Annotated in this window: 24 protein-coding genes; 11 read left to right on the top strand and 13 right to left on the bottom strand. The window is 72.2% G+C overall.

The window, feature by feature from the left end; translation table 11 throughout:
• Positions 1-21: 21 nt before the first annotated feature.
• The 8 genes from AC0680_RS23045 to AC0680_RS23010 all read right to left on the bottom strand — a co-directional run bounded on the left by AC0680_RS23045 (position 22) and on the right by AC0680_RS23010 (position 10,185).
• Complete coding sequence (locus AC0680_RS23045; protein ID WP_478631748.1) at positions 22-1,368, bottom strand: RNA polymerase sigma factor; 1,347 nt, start codon at positions 1,366-1,368, stop codon at positions 22-24.
• 170 nt (positions 1,369-1,538) lie between these two features.
• Positions 1,539-3,458, bottom strand: coding sequence for a DNA primase (dnaG, locus tag AC0680_RS23040; protein WP_478631747.1), 1,920 nt, complete (start codon positions 3,456-3,458; stop codon positions 1,539-1,541).
• 95 nt (positions 3,459-3,553) lie between these two features.
• The gene (locus AC0680_RS23035) at positions 3,554-4,594 is read right to left on the bottom strand and encodes a threo-3-hydroxy-L-aspartate ammonia-lyase (protein WP_478631744.1); all 1,041 of its coding nucleotides are present in this window, start codon (positions 4,592-4,594) and stop codon (positions 3,554-3,556) included.
• Between the two features lie 9 nt (positions 4,595-4,603).
• Positions 4,604-5,869 carry an NAD(P)/FAD-dependent oxidoreductase gene (locus AC0680_RS23030; protein ID WP_478631741.1) on the bottom strand — a complete coding sequence of 422 codons (1,266 nt, stop codon included), beginning with the start codon at positions 5,867-5,869 and terminating at the stop codon, positions 4,604-4,606.
• 241 nt (positions 5,870-6,110) lie between these two features.
• On the bottom strand, positions 6,111-7,448 hold the full coding sequence (locus AC0680_RS23025; RefSeq protein WP_478631739.1) for a deoxyguanosinetriphosphate triphosphohydrolase: 1,338 nt from the start codon (positions 7,446-7,448) through the stop codon (positions 6,111-6,113).
• Positions 7,445-8,335 (bottom strand): sirohydrochlorin chelatase, encoded by an 891-nt coding sequence (locus AC0680_RS23020; protein ID WP_478631736.1) that lies wholly within the window; start codon positions 8,333-8,335, stop codon positions 7,445-7,447. Before AC0680_RS23020 ends, AC0680_RS23025 begins: the two co-directional genes overlap by 4 nt.
• 163 nt (positions 8,336-8,498) lie before the next feature.
• A complete protein-coding gene (locus tag AC0680_RS23015) occupies positions 8,499-9,542 on the bottom strand; it encodes an adenosine deaminase (RefSeq protein ID WP_478631734.1) in 1,044 nt (347 codons plus the stop codon).
• A gap of 199 nt (positions 9,543-9,741) precedes the next feature.
• Positions 9,742-10,185 carry a gamma-glutamylcyclotransferase family protein gene (locus AC0680_RS23010; protein ID WP_478632035.1) on the bottom strand — a complete coding sequence of 148 codons (444 nt, stop codon included), beginning with the start codon at positions 10,183-10,185 and terminating at the stop codon, positions 9,742-9,744.
• A 272-nt stretch (positions 10,186-10,457) separates the two neighbouring features.
• Here AC0680_RS23010 and AC0680_RS23005 point away from each other — a divergent pair, with 272 nt between their 5' ends.
• Positions 10,458-11,195: a SanA/YdcF family protein gene (locus AC0680_RS23005; RefSeq protein ID WP_478631733.1), complete on the top strand. Its 738-nt coding sequence runs from the start codon at positions 10,458-10,460 to the stop codon at positions 11,193-11,195.
• Positions 11,196-11,259: 64 nt separating this feature from the next.
• Here AC0680_RS23005 and cpt read toward each other — a convergent pair whose 3' ends face one another.
• The 3 genes from cpt to cutA all read right to left on the bottom strand — a co-directional run bounded on the left by cpt (position 11,260) and on the right by cutA (position 13,794).
• The gene (gene cpt, locus AC0680_RS23000; protein WP_478631732.1) at positions 11,260-11,793 is read right to left on the bottom strand and encodes a chloramphenicol phosphotransferase CPT; all 534 of its coding nucleotides are present in this window, start codon (positions 11,791-11,793) and stop codon (positions 11,260-11,262) included.
• Positions 11,794-11,966: 173 nt separating this feature from the next.
• Positions 11,967-13,331 (bottom strand): trypsin-like serine peptidase, encoded by a 1,365-nt coding sequence (locus AC0680_RS22995; protein ID WP_478631729.1) that lies wholly within the window; start codon positions 13,329-13,331, stop codon positions 11,967-11,969.
• Between the two features lie 166 nt (positions 13,332-13,497).
• Positions 13,498-13,794 carry a divalent-cation tolerance protein CutA gene (gene cutA, locus AC0680_RS22990; RefSeq protein WP_478632033.1) on the bottom strand — a complete coding sequence of 99 codons (297 nt, stop codon included), beginning with the start codon at positions 13,792-13,794 and terminating at the stop codon, positions 13,498-13,500.
• A gap of 365 nt (positions 13,795-14,159) precedes the next feature.
• Between cutA and AC0680_RS22985 the strand changes: the two genes are divergently transcribed.
• The 4 genes from AC0680_RS22985 (at position 14,160) to AC0680_RS22970 (ending at position 17,587) form a co-directional block, all read left to right on the top strand.
• A complete protein-coding gene (locus AC0680_RS22985; protein WP_478631728.1) occupies positions 14,160-14,573 on the top strand; it encodes a cupin domain-containing protein in 414 nt (137 codons plus the stop codon).
• A gap of 374 nt (positions 14,574-14,947) precedes the next feature.
• Positions 14,948-15,826: a class I SAM-dependent methyltransferase gene (locus AC0680_RS22980; protein ID WP_478631725.1), complete on the top strand. Its 879-nt coding sequence runs from the start codon at positions 14,948-14,950 to the stop codon at positions 15,824-15,826.
• A gap of 114 nt (positions 15,827-15,940) precedes the next feature.
• Entirely contained in the window at positions 15,941-16,408 is a 468-nt protein-coding gene (locus AC0680_RS22975) for a MarR family transcriptional regulator (RefSeq protein WP_478631723.1), read from the top strand.
• A 48-nt stretch (positions 16,409-16,456) separates the two neighbouring features.
• Positions 16,457-17,587, top strand: coding sequence for a hypothetical protein (locus AC0680_RS22970; RefSeq protein ID WP_478631721.1), 1,131 nt, complete (start codon positions 16,457-16,459; stop codon positions 17,585-17,587).
• 67 nt (positions 17,588-17,654) lie between these two features.
• Here AC0680_RS22970 and AC0680_RS22965 read toward each other — a convergent pair whose 3' ends face one another.
• Positions 17,655-18,443, bottom strand: a complete 789-nt coding sequence (locus AC0680_RS22965) for a sulfite exporter TauE/SafE family protein (RefSeq protein WP_478631720.1) — start codon at positions 18,441-18,443, stop codon at positions 17,655-17,657.
• A 42-nt stretch (positions 18,444-18,485) separates the two neighbouring features.
• Between AC0680_RS22965 and AC0680_RS22960 the strand changes: the two genes are divergently transcribed.
• The gene (locus tag AC0680_RS22960) at positions 18,486-19,418 is read left to right on the top strand and encodes an aldo/keto reductase (RefSeq protein WP_478631718.1); all 933 of its coding nucleotides are present in this window, start codon (positions 18,486-18,488) and stop codon (positions 19,416-19,418) included.
• Between the two features lie 27 nt (positions 19,419-19,445).
• Here the strand turns inward: AC0680_RS22960 and AC0680_RS22955 are convergent, their stop codons facing one another.
• Positions 19,446-19,727, bottom strand: coding sequence for a hypothetical protein (locus AC0680_RS22955; RefSeq protein WP_478631717.1), 282 nt, complete (start codon positions 19,725-19,727; stop codon positions 19,446-19,448).
• A gap of 159 nt (positions 19,728-19,886) precedes the next feature.
• Between AC0680_RS22955 and AC0680_RS22950 the strand changes: the two genes are divergently transcribed.
• From AC0680_RS22950 to AC0680_RS22930, 5 genes are all read left to right on the top strand, one after another.
• Positions 19,887-20,717 (top strand): helix-turn-helix domain-containing protein, encoded by an 831-nt coding sequence (locus AC0680_RS22950; protein ID WP_478631714.1) that lies wholly within the window; start codon positions 19,887-19,889, stop codon positions 20,715-20,717.
• Positions 20,714-21,001, top strand: a complete 288-nt coding sequence (locus AC0680_RS22945) for a DUF397 domain-containing protein (protein ID WP_478631711.1) — start codon at positions 20,714-20,716, stop codon at positions 20,999-21,001. The genes AC0680_RS22950 and AC0680_RS22945 overlap by 4 nt, the downstream gene beginning before the upstream one ends.
• Positions 21,002-21,012: 11 nt before the next feature.
• Positions 21,013-22,203, top strand: coding sequence for a M20 metallopeptidase family protein (locus tag AC0680_RS22940; protein WP_478631708.1), 1,191 nt, complete (start codon positions 21,013-21,015; stop codon positions 22,201-22,203).
• Between the two features lie 115 nt (positions 22,204-22,318).
• Positions 22,319-23,275, top strand: a complete 957-nt coding sequence (locus AC0680_RS22935) for an NAD-dependent epimerase/dehydratase family protein (RefSeq protein ID WP_478631707.1) — start codon at positions 22,319-22,321, stop codon at positions 23,273-23,275.
• Positions 23,276-23,533: 258 nt separating this feature from the next.
• Positions 23,534-25,573, top strand: a complete 2,040-nt coding sequence (locus AC0680_RS22930) for a glycoside hydrolase (RefSeq protein ID WP_478631706.1) — start codon at positions 23,534-23,536, stop codon at positions 25,571-25,573.
• The last annotated feature ends 82 nt before the right edge of the window (positions 25,574-25,655 follow it).

The raw sequence follows: 25,655 nt of genomic DNA, 5'->3' as shown, positions 1-25,655 counted from the left end.
TGGTATTCCCGGCGGCCGGCTCTAGTCGAGGTAGCCGCGGAGCTGGTCGGCGAAGGCGTGGTCGCGGAGTTTGTTGAGGGTCTTGGACTCGATCTGCCGTATCCGTTCGCGGGTGACCCCGAAGATCCGGCCGATCTCCTCCAGCGTGCGGGGGCGGCCGTCGGCAAGGCCGTAGCGGAGCTGGACGACCTTGCGTTCGCGTTCGCCGAGGGTGGACAGGACCGCGTCGAGGTGCTCGCGCAGCAGCAGGAACGCGGCGGACTCGACGGGTGAGGCGGCGTCGCCGTCCTCGATGAGGTCGCCGAGGGCGACGTCCTCCTCCTCGCCGACGGGAGCATGCAACGAGACCGGCTCCTGCGCCAGGCGCAGCACCTCGCTGACGCGTTCCTCGGTCAGGTCGAGGTGGGCGGCGACCTCCTCGGGCGTCGGTTCGTAGCCGCGCTCCTGGAGCATCCGGCGCTGGACGCGCACCACGCGGTTGATCAGCTCGACGACGTGGACCGGCACGCGGATGGTCCTGGCCTGGTCGGCGAGGGCGCGTGACATCGCCTGGCGGATCCACCACGTGGCGTAGGTGGAGAACTTGTAGCCGCGGGCGTAGTCGAACTTCTCGACGGCGCGGATCAGTCCGAGGTTTCCCTCCTGGACGAGGTCGAGCATGGTCAGTCCGCGGCCGACGTAGCGCTTGGCGACGGAGACCACCAGGCGGAGGTTGGCCTCGATCAGGCGGCGTTTGGCCATCCGGCCCAGGACCACCAACTTGTCGAGGTCGTAGGCGAGTTGGGACGAAAGGTCGGGGGTGTTGGTGAGCTTCTCCTCGGCGAAGAGGCCGGCCTCCACCCGGCGGGCGAGCTCCACCTCCTCGGCGGCGGTGAGCAGCGGAATCCGGCCGATCTCGCGGAGGTACTGGCGGAAGAGATCGGAGGACGGGCCGCTGCCGGCGTCGGGGCGGGGCGCGGGTGCCGGCTCCCGTTCCAGTGCCGGTCCCGGCTCCCTTTCCAGTTCCGGTTCTTGTTCCGCTTCCGGTTCCGGTTCCGTTCCCGGTTCCGGGGCGGTCTCCCCGAGGTACATCTCGACGGCGGGGGGCTCGGCCTGCTGCGGCACGGAGACCGGTTCCGGGGCCGGCTCCCGCTGCGGCTCGGCGGCCGGGTTCGTGGCCGGGTCCGTGTCCGGTTCCACGGCAGTCGGCGCACCGGCGAGGGTCTGGGTCTGCACGGGGGCGACCTCCAGGGTGATCGCAGCTGAGGCGGCAGAAAGGTCGGGCACGGTAGCGGCCGAGCCGCCTCCCGTCCCGTACGTCAAGAGCGGTTCCGCGGGGGATTCCGGTGGCGTACGACCGGACCCGCCGCGCTCCGAGGACTCAGGCACCGCTTCTCAGTGTGGAGTACGACACACTCCCGCCACGAGGGGCGTGCGACCACTTTTTGAGTCCGATCCGTGACCGGACGGCTACTGCGGGGTGTGGTCGGAGGGGTCGGGGGCGGGTCGGGCGGGGCCGGAAAGCGTAGGGCGTCGCCCGCGGCGCCGCGTGCGGAGACCTACAGCGCCGCGTAGCCGCGTTCGCGGAGGGACTGGCCGTACTGCTGGAGGACCCACAGTTCGTTCTGTACGGCGGCCAGGTGCTCGGGGTCGGCGCGGGGGCCGAGGCGCTGGAGGGTGCCGCGGATCTCCGTGACGCGCTGGTTGACGGCGGCCAGGCGGACGGCGACCAACTGGACGCCGGCGTAGGCCTCGTCGGGCTCGCGACGGGTGTGCAGCGGTTCGACGGCGAGTTCGGTGACCATGGCGCGGACGGTGTCGTCGGGGGCGACGTCGCGCACCCGGGGGACGTACCCGCTGTCGGCGGCGCCGGCGGTCGCCCCGCCGGCGTCCTCGATGCACTGGCGGACCACGGCGTACGGCGGCGCGGTGAACTCGTCGGCCCCGTAGGCGTCGAAGGCCGGGGAGACCAGGTCGGGGCGCTGCAGGGCGAGCTTGAGCAGTTCGCGCTCGACGCGGTGGGCCGGGCTGCGGAGGTTGAGCGCCGGGCCGCGCGGGCCGGGTGCGGGGCCGGGCTGCTCGGGCCCGGGGGCCGGGCCGCGGCGCTGCTGGCGGCCCTGGTCGGGGCCGGCGCCGTCGCGGCCGCGCTCGCGGGCCCAGCGGGCGAGCTGGCTGACCCGGCGGACGACGAACTGGGTGTCCAGGATGCCGAGCATGCCGGCGAGCTGGACGGCGGACTCGTGCTGGATGGAGCTGTTCTTGATGTGGGCGACGATCGGGGCGGCCTCGTCGAGGGCGGCGGCGCGACCGACCGTGGTGTCGAGGTTGTGGCGCGAGACGACATGGCGCAGGGCGAACTCGAAGAGCGGGGTGCGGGACTCGACGAGGTCGGCGACGGCCGCATCGCCCTTGGCGAGCCGCAGGTCGCAGGGGTCCATGCCGCCGGGGGTGATGGCGATGGAGGTCTCGGCGGCGAACTTCTGGTCGTCTTCGAAGGCGCGCAGGGCGGCCTTCTGACCTGCGGCGTCGCCGTCGAAGGTGAAGACGACCTCGGAGCCGGAGTTGTCCATCAGCAGCCGGCGGAGGATCTTGATGTGGCCCTCGCCGAAGGACGTGCCGCAGGTGGCGATGGCGGTGGTGACGCCGGCCAGATGGCAGGACATGACGTCCGTGTAGCCCTCGACGACCACCGCGCGGTTGGTCCTGGCGATCTCCTTCTTGGCGAGGTCGATGCCGTAGAGGACCTGGGACTTGCGGTAGAGGGGGGTCTCGGGGGTGTTGAGGTACTTGGGGCCGTTGTCGTCGTCGCGGAGCTTGCGGGCGCCGAAGCCGACGACCTCGCCGGCGATGTCGCGGATCGGCCACATCAGGCGGCCGCGGAAGCGGTCGATGGGGCCGCGGCGGCCCTCCTGGGAGAGGCCGGCCAGGACCAGTTCCTTGTCCGTGAAGCCGCGGCCGCGCAGGAAGCGGGTGAGGTGGTCCCAGCCGGCCGGGCTGTAGCCGACGCCGAAGTGCTGGGCGGCGGCCTGGTCGAAGCCGCGCTCGGCGAGGAACTTCCGGGCGATCTCGGCCTCGGGGCCGTCCAGCTGCTCGACGTAGAACTGCGCGGCGGCCTTGTGGGCCTCCACCAGACGGGTGCGCTCACCCTGCTGGCGGCCGGGGGTGTAGCCGCCCTCCTCGTAGCGCAGCGTGATGCCGGCCTGGGAGGCGAGGCGCTCGATGGTCTCGGCGAAGGAGAGGTGGTCGATCTTCATGATGAAGTCGACGGTGTCGCCGCCCTCCTGGCAGCCGAAGCAGTGGTAGAGGCCCTTGGCGGGGCTGACGTGGAAGGACGGGGACTTCTCGTCGTGGAAGGGGCACAGTCCCTTGAGGTTGCCGCCGCCGGCGTTGCGGAGCTGGAGGTACTCGGCCACGACGGCGTCGATCGGGACCGCGTCCCGTACCGCCTTCACATCGTCATCGTTGATCCTGCCTGCCACGCGTGAATTCTACGGCCGGGGTCGGACAGTCCCGGCCGCAGGCCGCTGCCGGGCGGTGTCCGGCGGCGCGGCGGCGGCCCCGTCCTCGCCGCCGCTCACCCCAGCAGCTCCACGAAGCGGTCCAGGCCGATGTTGCCGCCGGAGACGATCACGCCGACGCGCGGGGGAAGGGGGGCGACGCGGCCGGCCAGCAGGGCGGCCAGGCCGCTGGCGCCACTGGGCTCGGTGACGATCTTGAGGCGTTCGAAGGCGAACTTCATGGCACCGCGGATCTCGTCGTCGCCGACCAGCACGACCGAGTCCAGGAGCCGCCGGTTGACGGCGAAGGTCAGGGTGCCGGGCCTCTCGACGGCCTGGCCGTCGGCGATGGTGCGCGGGACGGGGATGGTGACGGGGTGGCCGGCGGCCAGGGAGCGGCGGGTGTCGTCGCCGGCCTCCGGCTCGACGCCGATCATGCGGATGCCGGGCGCCAGAGCCGTGGCGGCGAGGGCCGAGCCGGCCATCAGCCCGCCGCCGCCGACGGGGGCCACGAGCGCGTCGAGCGGGCCGGTCTCCTCGATCAGCTCCAGCGCCGCGGTGCCCTGGCCGGCGATGACGTGCGGATGGTCGTACGGCGGGATGAGGGCCAGGCCGCGCTCCTCGGCGAGCCGGCGGCTGATGGCGGCGCGGTCGCCCGTGTAGCGGTCGTAGCGGACGATCTCGGCGCCGTAGCCGGCGGTGGCCTCGGCCTTGGACTCCGGGGCGTCCTCGGGCATCACGATGACGGCGTGACTGCCGAGTTCCCGGGCGGCGAGCGCGACGGCCTGGGCGTGGTTGCCGGAGGAGTGGGCGACCACGCCGCGGGCCAGCTGCTCGGGTGCCAGCCGTGAGACGGCGTTGTAGGCGCCGCGGAACTTGAAGGCGCCGACGCGCTGGAAGTTCTCGCACTTGAGGTGGACCTCGGCGCCGACCAGCGCGTCGAGGGTGCGCGAGCGCAGCACGGGCGTGCGGTGTGCCACGCCCGCCAGCCGCCGGGCGGCGTCTTTGACGTCGTCGAAGGTGACGAGGTCCGAGGCGGCGCTTCCGGAGCGGCCGGCGTGGTCGGCGTGGTCGGCGGGACCCGTGGGAACGGCGGGGCCAGTGGGGCTCTGCGTCATGGACGCACGCTACGGGAGCAGCGACTCCAGCGGAACCTCCGGATCGGCCAGCGCGCCGGGCTCCAACGGGGCGCCGGAGCGGATCAGTTGCTGGACGGTCTCGGCGACGTCCCAGACGTTGACGTTCATCCCGGCGAGCAGCCGTCCGTCCGCGCCGAGCCAGAAGGCGACGAACTCCCGCTTGGCGACGTCGCCGCGGCAGACCACCTGGGTGTACGAGCCGGGCGGGGCGTAGCCGGAGTACTCCATGCCGAGGTCGTACTGGTCGGAGAAGAAGTACGGGATGCGGTCGTAGCTCGTGTCCTGGCCGAGCATGGCGCGGGCGGCGGCCGGACCGCCGTTGAGGGCGTTGGCCCAGTGTTCGACGCGCAGGCGGGTGTCCAGGACGGGGTGGTCGGCGGCGGCCACGTCGCCGGCGGCGTAGATGTACGGGTCGGAGGTGCGCAGCGAGGAGTCCACCGCGATGCCGCCGCCGGCGCCGCGGTCGACCAGGTCCAGGCCGGCCTGTTCGGCGAGGGCGGTGCGCGGGGCGGCGCCGATCGCGGCGAGCACGTCGTGGGCGGGGTGCTCCTCGCCGTCGTCGGTGCGCACCGCGAGCACCATGCCGTCCTGGCCGACGATCTCGGTGAGGCGGGCACCGAAGTGGAAGCGGACGCCGTGTTCGCGGTGCAGTTCGGTGAACATGCCGCCGAGTTCGGGGCCGAGGACGCCGTGCAGCGGGGTGGGGGCGGTTTCGATGACGGTGACCTCGGCGCCGTAGGTGCGCGCGGCGGCGGCGACCTCCAGGCCGATCCAGCCGGCGCCGGCGATGACGAGGTGTCCGTTCTCCCGGCCGAGGGAGGCCAGGACGCCGCGCAGCCGTTCGGCGTGCGCGAGGCGGCGCAGATGGTGCACGCCGGCCAGGCCGGTGCCGGGGATGTCCAGGCGGCGCGGCTCGGCACCGGTGGCCAGCAGCAGCTTGTCGTAGGCGATCAGGGTGCCGTCGCCGAGGCGTACGGTCTTGGCCGCGGGGTCCAGGTGGACGGCGGGCTGGCCCAGATGGAGCTCGATGTGCGCCTTGGCGTACCAGGCGGGCTCATGGACGAAGACGCTGTCGCGCTCGTCCTTGCCGAGCAGGTACCCCTTGGACAGCGGGGGCCGCTCGTAGGGGTGGTCGCGCTCGTCACAGATGAGGATCACCCGGCCGGTGAAGCCTTCCGAGCGGAGCGTCTCCGCGGCCTTCGCTCCGGCCAGGCCACCCCCGACGATGACGAACGTCTGGTGTGCGTCGACCACTTGCTTCCTCCTCGTTGCGGTGCCGTACGTCCGCGTCCGCGTCCGTAAACGCCCCCGATGTACCCCCGGTCTGCTCCCCCGTAGATGCCGGTTGCTTCCCCCGTAGATGTGAGTGGTGTGGTCGGGGTTCCCGTTCGGTCCTGTCGGGATTCCCCGTTCGAAAACGATCGACTTCGAGAACGGTCGGCTTCGAGCGTCCCGCACGGAGCGTGAGGGGGGAAGAGGGGCTTCCCCCCTAGGGTCACCCCCGGTTGTCCCCTGCGTAACCAGGGCGTCGGGTGAGCCGGGCGTGCAGCGAGCGGGCCGAGGTGTCCGTCAAGGAGGCGATCTGGTCGATGACCGCGCGCATACGGGCGGTGTCGTCGGGGGCCGCGTCGAAGAGCGAACGGAACTGCGGATCAAGGCCGTCGGGGGCGCGGGCGAGCAACGCCTCGGCGAGTTCGGCGATCACGACGCGCTGGTCCGCCCGGAGCACCTCCTGGTCGGGGCGCTGCATGACGTACCGGTCGGCGACCGCTTTCAAAACGGCGCATTCCAGCCGCGTTTCGGCCGGAACCACCAGCTCGGCCCCGTACCGGGTCAGCCGCCCGCTCCCCCACTGCGCCCGGGTCGCGCCCTCGGCCGCCAGGCAGAAGCGGCCAATCAGCTGACTGGTGGCGTCCTTGAGGCGGGCCTGGGCGAGCGCCGAGCCGTCGTAGCCGTGCGGCCACCACTCCTGCTCCAGGAGACGGTCCAGTGCCGCGGCCAGCTCCTCGGGTCCGGCGCCGGGCGCATAGCGCTCACCGGCGACCGCGAAGATCTCGGCGCGCTCGGCGTCGGCGAGCAGGACGTTGGGGTCGAGGTGCCCGGCGTGCAGCCCGTCCTCCACGTCGTGCACCGAGTACGCCACGTCGTCGGACCAGTCCATGACCTGCGCCTCGAAGCTCTGCGTCCCGTCGGGGGCGCCCTGCCGGAACCACTCGAACACCGGCAGGTCGTCCGCGTAGACCCCGAACTTCACCGAGGCGGGGTCGGTGGGGTGCCCGCCGCGCGGCCAGGGGTACTTGGTGGCGGCGTCGAGGGCGGCGCGCGAGAGGTTCAGTCCGACGCTGAGCGCCCCGCCGTCCGGGGCGGGCACGAACCGCTTGGGCTCCAAACGGGCGAGCAGCCGCAGCGACTGGGCGTTGCCCTCGAAGCCGCCGCAGGGCGCGGCGACTTCGTTGAGGATCTGCTCACCGTTGTGCCCGAACGGCGGGTGGCCGAGATCGTGCGCCAGACAGGCGGTCTCGACCAGATCCGGGTCGCAGCCGAGAGCGGCGCCGAGTTCCCGGCCGACCTGGGCGCACTCCAGGGAGTGGGTCAGCCGGGTGCGCGGAGTGGCGTCCCAGGCGTGGGTGTGCGCGCCCGGGGTGACCACCTGGGTCTTGCCGGCGAGCCGGCGCAGCGCGGCGGAGTGCAGCACCCGGGCGCGGTCGCGCTGGAAGGCGGTGCGCCCCGGCCGTTTGTCGGGTTCGGGGACCCAGCGCTCGGTGTCGGCCGGGTGGTAGCCGGGGATGGTCGGTCGTGCGCCCGGTGGTGTCCCGGGTGGTGTGCCCGTCATACAGCGACGGTAGCCGCCCTGGGGCTCTCGGAGCCGGATCCGGTACGCGCGAGGAGCGCCTGGTCGTAGCGGTGCAGCACCAGACGGGCCAATGCGGGGTGGTCGGCCAGGGGCGCGGCGGCGACACCCGGGGCGGCCGCCGCGCACTGGGTGGCGAAGCGGCCGGGCGCGGTGAAGCAGCCGGCGACGGCGATCCGGTCGTGGCCGCGGGCGGTCAGCTCCCGGACGGCCTCGGCGACGGTGGGGGCGGCGGCGGACGCGTAGGCGGGCAGGACGGGGAGGCCGCCGAGCCGCTCGGAGAGCAGCCGCGCGATGTGCTCGGTGTCCTGGGTGGAACGCGCCGCCCGGGAGCCGGCGGCGGCCAGGACCACGGCCGTGCTCCCCCGGCCGGCGGCGAATCCGGCCTCCAGCAGGCGTCCGTGCAGCGCCTCGGCGAGCAGCGGGTGCGGGCCGAGGGGCTCGGCGATCCGGCCCGCCAGATGAGGAGCGGCCGCCAGTGCGTCAGGAAGATCGTGGGTGACGTGATGGCCACGGCCGAAGAGCAGCGGTACGAGGACGGCCTCGCCGTGCAGCTCCGCGAGCGTGTCGGCGAGCAGCGGCCGGTCGAGCTCGATGTTGCCGAGCCGCACGGGCAGGCCTGGGCGGAGCGCGCGGACCCGGTCGAGCAGGGCCCGCACGGCGGGCAGCGCGCGGGGGTCACGGCTGCCGTGGGCCACGGCGACGAGCGTCGGCGCGGCCGCGCCGGGGTGGCGGCGGCCGCGCAGCCGGACGCCGCACAGCCGGGTGCTGAGCTGGGCGGTGATCTCGGCGGCGAGATCACCCGCGCCGAGCGGCCCGGCGGCAGTGGGAGACCGGTGGGAGGACGAATGCGGTATCGGCGCCGTCATGGCCCGAGCGTGGCACCCGGTCGTTGCGGTGCCGTTTCCCCGCGGGTAACTCCGTGTTCCGTACGGCTGCCGCCGGGGCCGCCCCGGGTGTGCGCGCGGCGGGACCGTGCGGGGGGTGTGCGCCGCCTGTGACCTGCGCCGTTTCGGTGCGCGCTCCCCGTTGTCACGCGCTCGTGGCGTGCGCGTCGACCTCGGCCAGATACCTCTCGCGCGTCGCCTCGTCGAGGAAGGACGCCCGGAAGGAGTTGCGGGCGAGGGTGCGCAGGGTCTCCGCGTCGAAACCGAGGGCGTCGCGTACGGCGGTGAAGTTGTCGTCCGCGTAGCCGCCGAAGTAGGCCGGGTCGTCGGAGTTGACGGTCACCAGCAGCCCGGCGTCCAGCATCGCGGGCAGCGGGTGGTCGGCGAGGTCGTCGATGACCCGCAGCCGCACGTTCGACAGCGGGCAGACCGTCAGCGGCACCTGCTCCGCCGCCAGACGGGCCACCAGCCGCTCGTCCTCCATGCAGCGCACGCCGTGGTCGATCCGGTCCACCCCGAGGACGTCCAGGGCCTCCCACACGTACGCGGCGGGCCCCTCCTCCCCCGCGTGCGCCACGCACCGGAGCCCGGCCTCGCGGGCCAGCGCGAAGACCTCCTTGAACTTGGCCGGCGGGTGCCCGACCTCGGCCGAGTCCAGGCCGACGGCGGTGATCCGGTGCAGGTACGGGCGGGCCGCCTCGAAGGTCGCCAGGGCCGACTCGGCGCTCTCGTCGCGCAGGAAGCACATGATCAGGCGGGTGCTGATGCCGTAGGTCTCCTCGGCACGGTCCAGCGCGCGGGCCAGCCCGTCGATGACCGTGCCGACCGGGACGCCGCGGGAGGTGTGCGCCTGCGGGTCGAAGAAGATCTCGGCGTGGCGTACGCCCTGCTCCTTGGCGCGGGCGAGGTAGGCGTCCGCGAGGTCGGCGAAGTCGTCCTCGGTGCGCAGTACGGCCATCAGCGCGTAGTAGAGGTTCAGGAAGGACTGCAGATCGGCGAAGGAGTAGGCGCGGCGCAGCTCGTCCTCGGTGGCGTACGGCAGCGTGACGCCGTTGCGCTCGGCGAGCGCGAAGGCCAGCTCGGGTTCCAGCGTGCCCTCGATGTGCAGATGCAGCTCCGCCTTGGGCCACGGACCGGGAGCGGTCGCGGCGGAGGGAGCGTACGGGGGGAGGGACGGGGAGGAAGCCACGCGGTCACACCTGTTCTGCGGTACGGAAGGAGGCCCGGTACGCGAGGGCCGCCGGCCCGGAGGAGCCGCCCGCCCCGGAGCGATCGCCGGTCCGGAAGGAGTTGTTCGTCCAGGCTATCCGCGGTGCGGCCGCCGGCGCCGGGGCGGCACCGTCCCCTGGCCACGGGGATCGCGCCGCGGCTACGGGGAATGCGCGCGGCTACCGGGAGTGCGCCGCCGTGCCGCGCAGCCAGTCACCGCCGTCGACGGGCGTGCCGGTGGCGCGCAGCCGGGCGGCGAGCGGCTCGGCGGCCAGATAGACCCAGGCTCGTACGGACCTGCCGTCCGGGCACTCGGCTTCGGTGACCACCCGCTCGTAGAGGTTCCGCGGGGCACCGGGGACGTAGTCCTCCAGCCGGTCCAGCGTCGCGCACACCTCGTCGTAGTCGGCGTCGCGGGGCAGGACGAGAGCACCGTGCACCACCGCGTCCGGGGGCCCGGTGACGGCGTAGGGGTATCCGGGGCCGTCGTAGAGCAGCGCGCCACCGATACGGGCCGGTTCCTCGCGCGCGGTGCGGCCGCGCAGGGTGCGGGCGTGATTGGCCTGGCCGGGGCGCAGCGTTCCGTAGACGAAGAACGGCAGCCGCTCGGGCTCGGTGGTCATGGTGACGCGTTCCTCTCCGGGCTCGGTGGCCATGGTGACGCGATCCTCTCCGGGCTCGGTGGCCATGGTGACGCGATCCTCTCCGGGCTCGATGGCCATGGTGACGCGTTCCTCTGCGGGCTCGGTGCTTCTCCTGCCACGATGCCAGGCCCCCGTGGCGCCCCTCACCGGTCAGGCCCCCGGTGCAACCATCACCGGCCGGTGGGCGTCGCAGCCTGCAGGATCGATCACGACCGGACGTGATCGGATGCGATCGGGGACAGGGGCGGCGGATGCGAGCGCTGATGCAGCGGATACGGGGCGGGGTGCGCCGTGTGCGGCTGCCGCGGACCCGGCGCGAATGGCGCCGCGCGTACCAGGTGTCGGTGGCCGCGACGGTGCTCGCCCTGGCGCCCGCGACGTGGATGAACGCCACCGGGGGTCCCCGGGTGCGCAGCGTCGCCGACGCGCCCGCCGCGCCGGTCGCCATCGTCTTCGGCGCGGGCCTGTGGAACGGCGAACCGTCCCCGTACCTCGCCCACCGGCTGGACGCGGCAGCCGAGCTCTACGACCGTGGCACGGTCCGCGCGGTCCTGGTCACCGGCGACAACAGCCGGCGCGACTACGACGAGCCGGACGCGATGCGCGCGTATCTGCTGCGCCACGGCGTCCCGGCCCGGAAGATCGTCAGCGACTACGCGGGCTTCGACACCTGGGACTCCTGCAGCCGCGCCCACCGGATCTTCGGCGTCGACCGGGCGGTACTGGTCAGCCAGGGCTTCCACATCCGGCGTGCGCTGTCGCTGTGCGCGGCGGCCGGCATCGACTCGTACGGGGTCGGGGTGGCCGCCAAGCGCGATGTGACCTGGGCGTACGGCGGTGTCCGGGAGATCTTCGCGGCCGGGAAGGCGGCGGCGGATGCCCTGCTGCGCCCCGATCCGCACTTCCTCGGGCCGCGCGAGACGGGGGTGGCGGAGGCGCTGCGAGCCGGGGCCGACCCGAAGGACGAGCCCGGCACCGACAGGCAATAGGGATAGTGGATCGCGGAGATCACGGAGATCACGGAGATCACGTGGATCAGGGAGATCACGTGGATCACCCGACATGTACGGCGATGGTCCGTGCGCACTCCATCGACTCGGCCTGCGCGGTGTCCACCTCCAGGTCGTAGACCACGCCCCGGTGGACCACATCCGCCTGGGACACGGCCATCCCGATGGTCCGATCGCCTCGTGCGACCTCACGGCCCGCGGCGACCGCGCCGTCACACCTGACGCCGACCCACAGCACCCGCAGTCCGCCCAAGGCCTTCCGCCATCGCTGCTGTGAGCCCGCTCCGCCGAGGAAGACCTCGTCGACGATGACCCGGGCTCCCGCACGGGCCATCGCGGCGACCCCCTCGATCCACGCCGCTTCCAGCGTTCGGAACTCCGGCCCGACGATCACCTCGCCGTCCGGAGCGAACTCGATGCCGGCGTCCGACTCCTGCATGGCCGCCGGCATCGCCTCGACCAGCGTGTCCGTCCCGAGGGCCAGCCACGGATCCGGCAGGACCGCCTGCAGACACCGGACGATCCCGGACTTCCCCGAGCTGGAACCACCGTTGAGCACGATCACCTGAGTCGTCACCGCGCCACGGTAGAGGCACCGGGGCAACGCTCGAAGCGAATTTCCCCGAAGCCCGCACCGCCTGTCATGGACTACGAAGCCCCGCGGACCACAAGGCCCTGTGGACTACGAGGCCCTGTGGACTGCGAGGCCCCCGTGGACCACAAGTCCCCGCGGACTACGAGGACCGTCGATCACGCCTGTGACGCGCGGGTGTAGAGGGCGAGGATCTTGCCCCCGAAGTACGGGCTGTAGGAGATCCGGTCGTGGTCGGGGCCCTTGGGGCCGCCGCCGTTGAGGCCGCCGATCAGGCCGATGATCCGGCCGGTCCCGGTCTCCTCGTCCAGGTCGGTGAGCCAGGGGCCGCCCGAGGTTCCCGCGGCGAAGCCGCCGCACTCCATGCGGAGTTGACGGGTACCGGCGAGCCGGGAGCTGCGGGTGTCGCAGCGCACGGCGCGGTCCTCCGGGTCGTTGCGGACCTTGGGGTAGCCGATGACGGTGACGTCGTTGGCGTAACCGGGCGTCGCCGTGAGGATGTTGCCGCCGGTGACCTCCTCCAGGGAGCGGCCGTCCTCGGCGGGGGCGACGGTGGCGAAGGCGAAGTCGAGGTCGGCCTTGTCGCCGGTGGTGCCGCGTTCGGGGTAGGCGAAGGACTTGGTGATCGCCCAGACGCCGTACGGCTGGGTCTGGGCGCCCGAACGGTACTGCGGGACGAAGGCGGCGCGGGCGCCGGGGTTGCAGTGTCCGGCGGTGAGGATCAGGTTGCGGTGCCGGCTGTGCACCACGCTGGCGGTGCAGTGGTGCGCGCGGGCGTCCTTGTCGACGGAGAACAGCACGCCCACGGACGGGATGCCGTCGAAGTGCCGGGCGGTGGCCGGGGCTTGGGCCGCGGCGGAGTCGCTGGGCCGGTCCGGACTGCCGGACGCGGGCGGGGTGGTGGGCGACGGGGTGGTGGGCGACTGATCCGGCGTGTCCTTGCCGGGCGGGGCGGCGGGCGGCTGGCTCGGCGTGTCCCCTCCGGCCGCGGTGGTGGGCGACTGGCTCGGCGTGTCCCCTCCGGCCGCGGTGGTGGGCGACTGGCTCGGTGCGTCCGCTCCGTCCGGAGTCGTCGGGGACTGACTCGGCGTGCCCTCTTCCGGCGGGGCGGCGGGCGACGACTGGTCCGGGGAGTCGCCGTCGGCCGGGGGAGCCTCGTCGGTCGGGGCCGCGTCGTCGGCCGGGGCCGCGGCGGCCATCCGCTCGGGTGTCCAGTAGGCGGCGGCGTCCCGGCTGCCCAAGACCGGACCGGGGTGCGGCCGGCTGCTGTCCTTGGTGCCCGGGACTCCGTCGGAGGCATGGCCGAGCGGGGCGGTGACCAGGCACATGGCCATGCCGAGCGCGGCGGTCGCCGCCCTGGTCCAGCGCCGCCGGGTACGCCGCACGGCCTCCCCTCGCTCCGTGCCGGCCGGCGCCCCGCCGTTGCCGCCCGCGGCCACGCGGGCGCTGCCCGGCACCATGGCAACATCGCCCGGCACCATGGCAACATCGCGCGGCGCCATGGCAATGTCACGCGGTGTCATGACAGTGTCGCGCGGCGTCATACCGTCGCCACCCGGCGCCATACCGTCGTCACCCGGGGCCATACCGCTGTGACCCGGCGCCATTTGGTGGCGACCCGGAGCCACGTTGCCGTTACCTGCCGCCCGGTCGTCGTTGCCCGGAGTCATACCGTTGTCCCGTGCCACGTCAGCTCGTCTCCTTTGCGACCCACGACAGGTAGTCGGCGCCGCCGCGAGTGATCGGGGTGGCGATGATCTCGGGGGTGTCATAGTCGTGCGCCTGGAGGAGATGGCCCTCCAGCTCCGCGTAGCGCGCTTGCGTCGTCTTGAACAGGACCTGCCACTCCCGGCTGGTCTCGACCGCGCCGTCCCAGCGGAACACCGAGGTCACCGGCGCACTGATCTGCGCACAGGCGGCGAGCCTGGCCGCGATCGCCCCGCGCGCCAGCCGTTCGGCCTTCTCCTCGCTGTCGGTGGTCGTCATGACGGTCAGGAATCCTGTGCCCTGCCCGGCCGGTCCGGGCGGTCCGGACGGTTCGGACGGTTCGCTCAGGGCTGTGGGGTCGGCCACGGTGGCGCATCCTTCGCAGTGGGGGGCGTTCGCAGTGGGGGACGTTCGCAGTGGGGGACGTTCGCAGTGGGGGCGGGGGACGCCGGGACGTGTCATGGGGACCGTCCCGGGCCGCATCGTACGGACCGCGATGATCATCGCGTAAGTGACGGGCCGCCCTGCACCGGTATGCACCCGGACGCCCGGGGCCGATTCCCCGGTTGCGTCCACCCGCGCAACGGCAACGATGGAGAGGGAGCCCGCCGAGCCCGCCGCCACGGATGCGAAAGGGCAGCATCATGGACGACCTCTCCACACTCACCCGTTACCAACTCGACGACGCCCGGGCCTCCGCCCACGGGCGCAGCGCCCACCTGTTCCTGCACGACGGACCCTTGCGGCAGACCGTGATCGCGCTGATCGCGGGCGCCGCGCTGGACGAGCACAACGCGCCACCGGCAGCGAGCCTGCAGGTGCTGCACGGGCGCGTCCGGCTGACCGGGCCAGGCGGCGGCCAGGAGCTGAAGGCGGGTCAAGTCGCCGCGATCCCGCACGAGCGGCACGGCTTGCTGGCCATCGAGGACTCGGCGGTACTGCTCACGGCCGTGACCGAAGTGCCGGCACGAGTCCACCGGGCGGTCCCGGCGGGGGCGGGAGCGGGCGCCGGGGCGGGGCAAGGGACAGGGCAAGGGGCGCGGGCAGCGCGGAAGTAGTCGTAGCCGCCTTAGCCGCCTTGTGCTGCACCCCACTTGGCTTCCTGCGCCCTACTTGACTTGCTACGCCCCACTTGGCTTCGCGCTGCCCCCTTGGCCTCGCGCCGCCTCCTTCTTGACTTCGCGCCCCCCTTGACCTCGCGCCACCTCGCTCGACGCCTCCTTCTTGACCGCGCGCTGCCCCCTTCACCTCGCGCTGCCTCGCCCGGCGCCTCCTTCCATATCCGGCAACGATTACGGAGAGTAATCAGTTCCCTCGGAGTGTAGTCGTCGAACCTCTCGCTCAACAGCCCCTCGACGACGCTCGACCGGACCCGCCACCGGGCGACTTTCGAGTATTCACATTTTTCTGAATGTTATGTAGTCTCTGGGGCATGACCAGTCCGCGTACCAGCCAGAGCCCCAGCCAGAGCCCCAGTCAGAGCCCCAGTCAGAGCCCCAGTCCGCGCCCCAAGGTCCAGCTGACCGGGGCACCGGAGACCCTCCTCGCCACGCTCTACGGCCGCGCCGCGGACAGTCGCTCGAAGCGGCCGATCCTCGGTGACACCATGGCCCTCGACACCGTCCGGCGGCTCGACTACGACTTCCGGAAGATGCGGCTGAACTCCGGCGACGCGGCCGCGGTCGCGCTGCGCGCCCGGCAGTTGGACGTCTGGACGTCCGGCTTCCTCGCACGCCACGACGAGGCGACGGTGGTGCATCTGGGCTGCGGCCTCGACACCCGCGTGCACCGCATGAACCCCGGCCCAGGGGTGCGCTGGTTCGACGTCGACTTCCCCCAGGTCATAGAGCTGCGCAAGCAGCTCTACCCCGAGCGCCCCGGATACACCATGATCCCGTCGTCGGTGACCGACCCGGCCTGGATGGCACGCATTCCGGCGGACCGGCCGACGATGATCGTGGCCGAGGGGCTGCTGATGTATCTGACCGAGGAGGACGGCACGGCGCTGCTGCGGCGGCTGATGGCCCACGCGCCGAGCGGTGAGCTGGCCTTCGACGCCTTCAGCCCGTTCGCCATCCGCGCGCAGTGGATCAACAGGACCGTCGTGAAGGCCGGCGCCCGCCTGCACTGGGGCACCGACGCCGCGGGGATCGCCGCACTGAGCCCGCGACTGGAGATCGTCGAGAACGTCAGCGCCCTGGAGGTCCCGGGTATCGAGAAGCTGCCGGCGGCCTACCGACTCGGCGCCCGGGCCTGGGCGAAGCTCCCCAAGGTGCGGGACATGGCGCGGATGTACCACTGCCGGTTCTGAGGTCGGGGCCCGGCCCGGCCCGTTCCGCCCCCCTTGACCTCAAGTCAACTTCAGGTTCTACGGTGCCGCTCATACCAGTGACCGTTCACGCGACCGTTCAAGGGGGCACCCGACATGACGACCCATCACCTCTCCGACGCCGAACTCGCCACACAGCCCGCCGCGTACTGGACCGGGGTGGCCTACGAGGCCCTCATCGCGTTCACCCGGGCCCGGCAGGCCGAGCTCGGCTTCACCCAGCCCCAGTACTGGCTGCTGCGCAACCTGTCGAAGAACGACATCTCGCCCGACGGTCAGGGCATGACCATTCCCGAACTCCAACAGGCCATGAGCTCCTACCTTCGACCCGAGGACGATCTGGCGGCCGAGTCCGAACTCCTGCTGGAGCGCGGCTGGCTCACCCGGGACGCCGAGGAGCGGCTGTGGATCACCGAGGCGGGGGACCAGGCCCGAGCGGACCTCAAGCGACGGACGCCGGCCATCCGCGACCGCATCCACCAGGGCATCAGCGACACCGACTACGTCACCGCCCTGAAGGTGCTCCGGCAGATGATCCTGAACACCGGGAACTCCCCGGCCTGACGAGCCGATCCCCCCTTGGCGGCGACCGGAATGTGTGAGGGTGCTGTCATGAGCGACTCAACACCCCTCACACTCAACGGATTTGCGCAGACCTTGGTCCGACTGGGCATCGCGACGGAGGAACAGGCGACGGCCGGCCTGGCGGAGGCCGCCGAGATCGGCATGGACCCCGACGAGGAATTCGAGGACGTCGAAGAGCTGACCTTCCTCGTCGGCGAATGCGGCCTCGGCTTCCAGACGCCCGAAAAGGTGGATGGCGATCTCGAGGAGGGATATGCGGAGCTGCTGACGGAGGCGGCGGCGTGCTCGGGCGGTTCGGTGGTGGTCGACGACGTCGAGCTGGTGAAGGTCGAGAACGAGGAGGGGGAGGCGGACGAGTACCTGCACTTCCGGCGCAACGGCCGGTCGATCTGGCACAGGACGGAGCACCTCTCCGACAGCACCCGCTACATGGACTGGAACGCCGCCATGGAGGCCATCGGCGACGTCGTGCCCGGAAACGACGATCCACGGGCCTTCTGGCAGCTGGACGAGGATTCCTATGACGCCTGGTGGCTGCTGCTGACACCCGAACAGGCCCAGGGCCTGGAGGAGTTCGGCCTGCCGATGCCGGTGGATCTCGGGAACTGGGTCCGTGACGGGATGCCCTCGGCGGAGCCCGAGACTCCGGAGTGGTACGTGGAGGACGACCGCCTGCATGCGAGCGAGGAGTCCCGCCGGGGCCTCGATGCGTGGCTGGCCCCCATGGACGCCGCACTGGACCGGTGGCGGAGCGCCCTTCTGCCCGACGACTTCCCCTTCGACCACTCGCTGGACTCGCTCACGGCACTGGAACGGCTGGTGCTGGACCGCTTCGACGGCCTCGCGGCACTTGAGGCGGCGGGCGAGGACGAGTTCTTCGAGGGCGCGGTCAGATACGTCGGTCAGACCGCACTGCGGCTCTGGCCGTGCCGCTGGACGTACCGGCACTCCGACGACGACTCGTCGCCCTTCACCAACGAGCCGCTGATCCGCTCCAACACCCCGGACGGCTTCGGCGGCGGGTTCTCCCCTGATTTCGTCCTGCGGACCCTCGTGGAACGCCGCACGAACCGTGGCATGCGCGAGCGCATGGAATCGGTCGGGGAAGGGGTCGAGGACTACCGCAAGGCGCTGCGGGCCCGCAGGCCCGGCCGGTAGGCCGGGTCCGCGAGGGCGGTGCGCGGCGCGCCGGCGCGGCCGGAGTCCCGCGGGCCGCGCCCTGCCCTCAGACCGCCAGCCACTGGTCGTACGCCAGCTTGCACAGCAGGGCGACGACCACGACCACCAGCACCCCGCGGACGAACCCGGCGCCGCGCTTGAGCGCCATCTTCGCGCCGACCATCCCCCCAACGAGGTTGAACAGCGCGAGCAGGGCACCGAGTTGCCACAGCACGGTGCCCTGGATCGCGAACATGGTCAGTGCACCGATGTTGGTGCAGACGTTGACGACCTTGGCGGTGGCGGACGAGGTGACCAGGTCCATGTGCAGTACGGCGGCGAGCGCGATGACGAGGAACGCACCCGTTCCCGGCCCGATCAGGCCGTCGTAGAAGCCGATCCCCAGGCCCGCGACGAGGGCCGCCGCCAGCACCCGCCGCCGGGTGACCGGCCCCGACGGCGCGGGGGCGGTCCCGAAGGCCGGGCGGAGGAGGACGAACGCGAGCACCGCCAGCAGCACCGCCATGATCAGCGGGCGGAGCACCTCGCTGTTGATACCGGCCGCGAAGAACGCCCCGGCCAGCGAACCGGCGACCGCGGCGAGGCCGATGCGCAGCGCCGTACGGAGGTCGATGGGCGCCTTGCGGACGTAGGTGACCGCGGCGGCGGTGGTGCCCACGATGGCGGTGGACTTGTTGGTGCCCAGGACGTAGGCGGCGGGCGTGTGCGGGAGGCCGACCAGCAGAGCGGGGAGCAGCAGCAGTCCCCCACCGCCCACCACGGCGTCGATCCAGCCCGCCGCGAGCGCGGCCAGGCAGAGCAGGGTCAGGGCGAAGAGTGATATGTCAGCGGGCACCGGGCGATCTTACGAACCGCGCACCGCTCTAGGCTCAGCATTATGAACGCTGAGACCGTCGACGCCTTCGACCGTGACCGCAGCCGCAGCCGCGGCGGCGACCGCGACCGCGACCGCGACGTGAGTTTCTCCATCGGCGGGGAGCTTCCGGTCCGGCGGCTGGGGTTCGGGACCGGCGGGCTCGTCGGGCCGGGTTACTGGGGGCCGCGGCACGACGATGCGCAGCGCTCCGTCGCCCTGCTGCGGCAGGCCGTGGAGCGTGGGGTCACGCTGATCGACACCGCCGACAACTACGGCCCGGACGTGGCCGAGGAGCTGGTGGCGCGCGCCCTGCATCCGTACCCGGAGGGGTTGGTGATCGCGACGAAGGGCGGGGTGGTGCGGACCGGTCCCGACGTCTGGCACATCGAGGGACGACCGGAGCGGCTGCGCGCCATGTGCGAGGCGAGCCTGCGCCGGCTGCGCACCGAGACCGTCGACCTCTACCAGTTGCACCGGCTGGACCCGGAGGTGCCGATGGCCGACCAGCTGGGCGCGCTGTGCGAACTCCAGCGGGAGGGCAAGATCCGGCACATCGGGCTGGACTCCGTCAGCGCGGCGGAGCTGCGGCGGGCGCGGGAGCTGGCCCCCATCGCGTCCGTCCAGAACCGCTACAACCTGATGGACCGCGCCTCGGAGGACGTACTGAAGCTGTGCGAGGAGCACGGCACGGCGTTCCTGCCGTGGTTCCCGTTGGGCAATGGCGCGTTGGCGGACGGTACGGGTAAGGCGCTGGGTGAGGCGCTCGCTTCGGTCGCCGCCCGGCACGGGGCAACTACCGGGCAGATCGCGTTGGCCTGGCTGCTGCACCGCTCCCCTGTGCTGCTGCCCACCCCCGGTACGGGGTCGCCCGCGCATCTCGACGAGAACCTGGGGGCGGCCGGCATCGCCCTGACGGAGGCCGATATGGCGCAGCTGGACCGGACGGCGCGTTGACCGACCGCGTGTGACCGGGCGGGCGGTTCAGGAACGGCGCGGGCCCCGGCATTTCGCGACGTGGTGCACCTGGGCGAGTGCGTCGGTCAACTCGACGGCCAGCAGGTGGATTTCGCCGGGCGTCCATCGGCGTGCGCCGGGGATGCGGCGCGACTCGTCGATGAGTTCGGCGGCCAGTCCGAGCTGGGCCTCTTCAAGGTTGTCGGCCATTCGGGACACGTAGCCGGTGCCGTCGCCTACGACCAGGCAGCGCTTGCCGTCGGGGGTCGGCGGCGGCAGGAGCCGGGCGGTGTCGGTTGGGTCTGTCATGGCCAGTCTCCTGGGGGCTCGTTACGGGTAACCGGATGTAGTCATTCGGTCACGCGGACAACGCAACAGCCAATAGAATTGGGCTGCTTGAACCAGAGTGTTCAAGACATCGGCCTGCCGTGTTTGCGCTGCGCATCCACATGACGAGAGGTCAGAGCGTTGGACGAGAACAGCCCATCCGAGCACTTGAACCCCCTTCAGCGCTTCGGTCGTGACGTCAGACAAGTACGCCTGGCCCGCAAGCTCACACAGAAGCACCTGGGCACGGCCACCGGTTACTCCGAGGGGTACGTCAGCAAGGTCGAATCCGGGACGTTGCTGCCCCGGCCCAGCGAGAAGTTCGCCAAGGGCTGCGACACCGCCTTCGGCACGGGCGAGTTATTCGCCGGGCTGCTACGGAGGATCAACGACGGAGAACACCCGAGCTGGTTCGTCCCGTACCTCAACTTGGAACGGAAGGCGTCGCGGATCCTGACCTACGAGACGAACCTCGTAGCGGGAATTGTCCAGACGGAGGACTACGCACGATCCGTCTTCCGCGTATCCAATCCTCGGGCCAGTGCGGAGGCGATCGAGGACAAGGTTGCCGCAAGGCTACGGCGGCGGGAGGTGTTCGAGCGGGACAGCCCGCCGTTGCTGTGGGTCATCCTCCACGAGGCGTGTCTGCGAAGCGTCGTCGGGGGCGCCGAGGTCATGGCCGGGCAGCTTGGCTATCTGTTGGAGGCAGCCGCGTCGCCTCACCTGGAACTCCAGGTCATGCCGTTCTCGGTGGGCATCCCGGCCACGTGCACGATGCCCTTCATCGTGTTGCGCTTCCCCAACTCCCCCACCGTGCTGTACGCGGAAACCCGGGTAGGGGCCAAGATGCACGACTCCGCACAAATGGTCGACGACGCTCTGGATGACTACGATCTCCTCAGGGCGAATGCGTTGTCCCCGGACGAATCGCTGACCGCGATCAAGACTCTGTTGAAGGAGTACAGAACGTGAGCCCCGACTTGAATCTGGCAGCCGCCAAGTGGGTCAAGTCCTCCTACAGCGAGGGTAACGGCGGAGCCTGCCTCGAATTCACCCGCGACTACGCCTGGGTCAAGTCCTCCCACAGCGGCGGCGACGGCGGCCAGTGCCTCGAATTCACCCGCGCCCTCACCACCCCCCACGGCCTCGTCCCCGTCCGTGACAGCAAGAACCCGGGCGGTCCGGCGCTCATTTTTCCCGCCGGCGAGTGGAATGCATTCGTCACGGCCATCAAGCGCGGGGAGTTCCCCGCCTGAAGGGAGCACCCGTGAACCTCCGCGACGACGCCCGCAGCCTCTCCGACGACCTCGTACGGCTGCGCCGCTCGCTGCACCGGATCCCCGAGACGGGGCTCACCCTCCCCCGTACGCAGGAGGCGGTGCTGGCCGAGTTGGACGGCCTGCCGCTGGAGGTCAGCACCGGTGAGCGGCTCAGTTCCGTCACCGCGGTGCTGCGTGGCGGGCGGCCCGGCCCGGTCGTGCTGCTGCGGGGGGACATGGACGCGCTGCCGGTCGCCGAACGTACCGGCCTGGACTTCGCCGCCGACAACGACCGGATGCACGCCTGCGGCCATGACCTGCACACCACGATGCTGGCCGGCGCGGCCAAGCTGCTCAGCGCGCACCGCGACCGGCTCGCGGGCGATGTGCTGTTCATGTTCCAGCCCGGCGAGGAGAGCCACGACGGTGCGCGGCACATGCTGGAGGAGGGGCTGCTGGACGCGGCGGGGCGGCGGCCGGCGGCGGCGTACGCGCTCCATGTGCTCTCCGCGGGCCTGCCCAGCGGCGTCTTCCGTACCCGTGGCGGCCCGGCGCTGGCGGCGTCCAATGTGCTGCGGGTGACCGTGCGCGGCGAGGGCGGGCACGGCTCGATGCCGTTCCGGGCCAAGGACCCGGTGCAGGCGGCGTGTGCGATGGTGACGGCGCTGCAGGCGTGGATCACCCGTACCTTCGATGTCTTCGATCCGGTGGTGCTGACGGTGGGCACGTTCCACGCGGGCACGCAGCAGAACGTCATCCCGGAGACCGCGGTCTTCGAGGCGACCGTCCGCAGCTTCTCGGACGCCGCCCAGGCGCGGGTCAAGGACGGCACGGTGGAGGTGTGCCGGGGCATCGCGGCGGCTTACGGGGTGGGGGTGGACGCGGACTTCACGGAGGTGTACCCGGTGACCGTCAACGACCACGGGGAGGCGGACTTCGCGGCGGACGCGGTCCGCGAGGTGCTGGGCGAGGAGCGTTTCGCGCCGATGACGCAGCCGCTGGCGGGCGCGGAGGACTTCTCCCGCGTGCTGGCCGAGGTGCCGGGTGCGATGATCCTGCTCGGCGCACCGCCGGCCGGTGCCGACCACGAGCGCAGCCCCAACAACCATTCGCCGCTCGCCGAGTTCGACGATGCGGTGCTGGCGGACGGCGCGACCCTGTACGCGGAGCTGGCGACGCGGCGGCTGAGCGAGGTGTGACGCCGGCCCGGCCCGAGCGTGGCGCGGCGGGCGTGCGACGGGCGTGCGGCCTGCTGGCCGAAGGGCTGAAAATGCGGGCCCCTTCGGGCGTTCGTGATCGATAGTGTCGTCGACCATGCGCCTTCTGATTCTCGGCGGTACGTCGTTCGTCGGCCGCGCCATCGTGGAGGACGCCCTGCGCGGCGGGGCCGAGGTGACGTTGTTCGGACGGGGGAGGACCGGCCCGGACCTGTTCCCCGGGGTGGCCCGGCTGATCGGCGACCGGGACACCGGTGACTACCGCGCGCTGGGCGACGGCCGCTGGGACGCGGTCGTCGATGTCAGCGGATACGTCCCCCGGCACGTCGGGCAGGCGATGGACGCGCTGGGCGACCGCGTCGGGCGGTATCTGTTCGTCTCCAGCCATGCGGTGTACCGGCGGACGGGGGTGGGTCCGGGCTCCGACGAGGACACCCCGCGCCGGCCGCCGGTACGCGACACCGAGGAGCTGACCGAGGAGACCTACGGGCCCTGCAAGGTGGCCTGCGAGGACGATGTGCTGGCCCGGTACGGCGAGCGGGCGACGATCGTGCGCCCCGGCAAGGTGGCGGGGCCGTTCGATACGGCGGACTCCTTCGTCTACTGGGTGCGTCGGGCAGCGCGCGGCGGACGGGTGGCGCTGCCCGCCGATCCCGCACAGCCGGTGCAGATCATCGACTCGCGCGATCTGGCCCGCCTGGTGGTGCAGCTGCTCGTCGACGACCGCCCGGGGGCGTTCCACGCGGTGGGGCCCGCCGAGCCGACGACGCTCGGTGGGCTCATCGAGACCTGTGCCCGGGTGGCGGGCACTAAGGTCGAGATCGTCCGGGTGTCCGGCGACGACCTGCCGCGGTTCTTCCCGCTGGTACGGCCCGATTGGTCGACCCAGCAGCGCAGTTCGGCCCGCGCCCGGGCGGCGGGCATGCCGGCGACCCCGCTGGAGGTGACCGCGGCCGACGTCCTGGCCTGGGACGTCGAGCGCGGCGAACCGCCGTTGCGGGACGGGTTCACGGACGAGGAGGAGCGGGCGCGGCTGTCGCGGGCGGCCGGCTGAAGGGGGCACGCTCGGCTCCTCTCTGCGCGCATCGTCCCGCGGGCCGTGCCGCCCCGCCCCCTACAGGCGCCGCGCGTCCCTCCGGTTCCGGCGCCCCCGTTGCGTACCCGGCAAAGAGTCGGAACGTGCCATCCCGGGACGGACGCGGGCAGGTCAACTGTGGCCTTCGGAGTGGGAGTTCAGTGGATGTCCGTCCGCCACGTCGGGACCCGGCCGGGTTCTTAGAAGCCTCTTATGCCGCGGGACTATCCAGTCCTCATGACTTCCGACGATCCCCACTCCCCCAAGACGACCGGCCGTAGCCGCCCCAACGCCGCCACCCGCGCGCTGGCCGCCTCCCTCGCGCTGGCCGCGACCGCCCTCGGCATCGCCGGATGTGACAGCGCCGCCGCCGGCACGCTGAAGGGCAGCCGCCTCGAACTGCCCGTCGGCGGCGGTACCGCCGTCATCGACACCGACTCCCTCGCGGTGACCGCGCGCACCGGCGACGGGCGGCGGATGGTGCTGTCCGAGGCGGCCGGTGCGGCCGGCGGCGGGCTCGGCAAACCGGGGCCGGTGACGCGCACGGCCGACGGTGCGCGCTGGAGCTACCCGGCCAAGGGGCTGAGCGTGACGGCCGGCGCGGAGCGCGGGCGGCTGCGGATCAGGCTGCGTGCGGACCGTGACGGGTCGGTCGGCTGGCCGGTGACCGGCACCGACCGGGCCGCCTCCGCGGTGCAGTTGCCGCGCGGCGAGGGGCTGGACATCCCCGTACGGGACGCGTTCTGGAACTCCGCCGCCGAGAAGGGCGGACTGGCCGGCAGCACGGTCGACGTCGGCGGCGAACTGTCGCTTCCCCTGTGGGGCTACTCCATGGGCGGTGGGGCGGCCGGCTCCGGCGCCCGGCACGGCGTCAGCTACCTCACCCCCACCGACATCGGTACCTCGCTGCGCTTCGCCTCCACCGGGGGCCGGCTGCGTGCCACCGCCACGCACGCCTTCGACGCGGGTGAGGGCACCCGCGACTACGAAGTGACCTTCGCCCTCACCGACGGCAACCCGGTCGCCCCGGCCGCCGACTACCGCTCCTACCTCTCCCAGCACGGCCGGCTCGGCAGCCTGCGCCGGAAGATCCGGCAGAATCCGGCCACCGCGAAGCTGCTCGGGGCGTTCCACGCCTATGTGTGGGGCGATGCCCGTACGGCGGCCGGGGTCGAGAAGCTGAAGCGGCTCGGCGTGGACCGGATGTGGCTGGGGTACGACTCCGGGCCGGGCCCGATGAACGCCGCGGCGGTGCGGGCCGCCAAGAAGGCCGGCTATCTCGTCGGGCCGTACGACACCTTCGCCAACGGGCAGGACCCCAAGAGCGCCGACAGTCCGACGTCGGTCTGGCCGGGCCGGGTCTACCCGGACTTCTGTGTGCGCAAGGCGGACGGCAGCGCGCAGACCGGGTTCGGGGGCCGGGGCTGCTATCTCAGCTCGCGGGCCTTCGAGAAGGCCGAGCCGGGCAGGCACTACCTCGCCGACCGTACCCGCTCGATGGTCGCCAACGGCGCGGACAGCTACTTCCTCGATGTCGACGCGACCGGTGAGCTCTTCCGCGATCACGGTGCGGGGCACGAGATGACCAAGGCGGGGGACCGGGAGATGCGCCTGACCCGTATGCGGCGGCTGTCGAAGGACCTCGTCCTCGGTTCGGAGTCCGCCCAGGCCTGGGCCAACGAGGTGCTGGCGTACGACCACGGCTCGGGCACGCCGGTCGCCGACGGGCTGTGGAAGCTGGAGCGGGACAGGGAGAGGTGGGGCGGCTACTTCCCGGAGAAGGCCCCGACGGCCTTCTTCAAACCGGTGCGGCTGCCCGCGGAGCTGGCCAAGGCCATGTACGACCCGAAGTACCGCGTGCCGCTGTACGAGACCGCACTGCACGGCTCCCTGGTCAACGTCGAGCGCTGGGAGCTGTCGTACGAGAAGCTGCCGGAGCAGCAGACCACCCGGGCGCTGCTCGCGATGCTCTACAACACCCCGCTCAACCATGTCCTGGACGGGCCGACGCTGACCCGCAACGGCCCGCGGCTGGCCGCGCTGCAGAAGTACTTCTCGCCGCTGCACCGCGCCGCCGGCACCGAGCGCATGACGTCCTTCCGGTGGCTGACCGGCGACCGCACGGTGCAGCGCACGGTCTTCGGCGACGGCGCACTGACCGTCACCGCGAACTTCGGCACGCAGGCATACGAGGGTCTGCCGGGCGGCTGTGTCGATGCCCGACTGCGTACGGACCGGGCGCCGCGCCGGCTGTGCCCGGCGAGCCTGGGCGGCTGACCCGGGCCGGGGTGGCGGGCCGGGGCGGGCGGTCCCTCACACGGCGGCCGTCCGCGTTCTGAGGGCAGCGTTCCGCCCGGGA

This window comes from Streptomyces sp. NPDC043738 (genome assembly GCF_056436545.1).
Note: the sequence above shows the minus strand (reverse complement) of the source record. Positions and strands in the feature narration are given on the sequence as shown.

Excerpts from the sequence above, each read along its gene's own strand:
- AC0680_RS23035 (WP_478631744.1), bottom strand. The coding sequence starts at position 4,594 with ATGACGCAGAGCCCCACTGGCCCCGCCGTTCCCACGGGTCCCGCCGAC.
- AC0680_RS23025 (WP_478631739.1), bottom strand. The coding sequence starts at position 7,448 with ATGACGGGCACACCACCCGGGACACCACCGGGCGCACGACCGACCATC.
- AC0680_RS23020 (WP_478631736.1), bottom strand. The coding sequence starts at position 8,335 with ATGACGGCGCCGATACCGCATTCGTCCTCCCACCGGTCTCCCACTGCC.
- AC0680_RS23010 (WP_478632035.1), bottom strand. The coding sequence starts at position 10,185 with ATGACCACCGAGCCCGAGCGGCTGCCGTTCTTCGTCTACGGAACGCTG.
- AC0680_RS23005 (WP_478631733.1), top strand. The coding sequence starts at position 10,458 with ATGCGAGCGCTGATGCAGCGGATACGGGGCGGGGTGCGCCGTGTGCGG.
- AC0680_RS22995 (WP_478631729.1), bottom strand. The coding sequence starts at position 13,331 with ATGACACCGCGTGACATTGCCATGGCGCCGCGCGATGTTGCCATGGTG.
- cutA (WP_478632033.1), bottom strand. The coding sequence starts at position 13,794 with ATGACGACCACCGACAGCGAGGAGAAGGCCGAACGGCTGGCGCGCGGG.
- AC0680_RS22985 (WP_478631728.1), top strand. The coding sequence starts at position 14,160 with ATGGACGACCTCTCCACACTCACCCGTTACCAACTCGACGACGCCCGG.
- AC0680_RS22980 (WP_478631725.1), top strand. The coding sequence starts at position 14,948 with ATGACCAGTCCGCGTACCAGCCAGAGCCCCAGCCAGAGCCCCAGTCAG.
- AC0680_RS22975 (WP_478631723.1), top strand. The coding sequence starts at position 15,941 with ATGACGACCCATCACCTCTCCGACGCCGAACTCGCCACACAGCCCGCC.
- AC0680_RS22970 (WP_478631721.1), top strand. The coding sequence starts at position 16,457 with ATGAGCGACTCAACACCCCTCACACTCAACGGATTTGCGCAGACCTTG.
- AC0680_RS22960 (WP_478631718.1), top strand. The coding sequence starts at position 18,486 with ATGAACGCTGAGACCGTCGACGCCTTCGACCGTGACCGCAGCCGCAGC.
- AC0680_RS22955 (WP_478631717.1), bottom strand. The coding sequence starts at position 19,727 with ATGACAGACCCAACCGACACCGCCCGGCTCCTGCCGCCGCCGACCCCC.
- AC0680_RS22935 (WP_478631707.1), top strand. The coding sequence starts at position 22,319 with ATGCGCCTTCTGATTCTCGGCGGTACGTCGTTCGTCGGCCGCGCCATC.
- AC0680_RS22930 (WP_478631706.1), top strand. The coding sequence starts at position 23,534 with ATGACTTCCGACGATCCCCACTCCCCCAAGACGACCGGCCGTAGCCGC.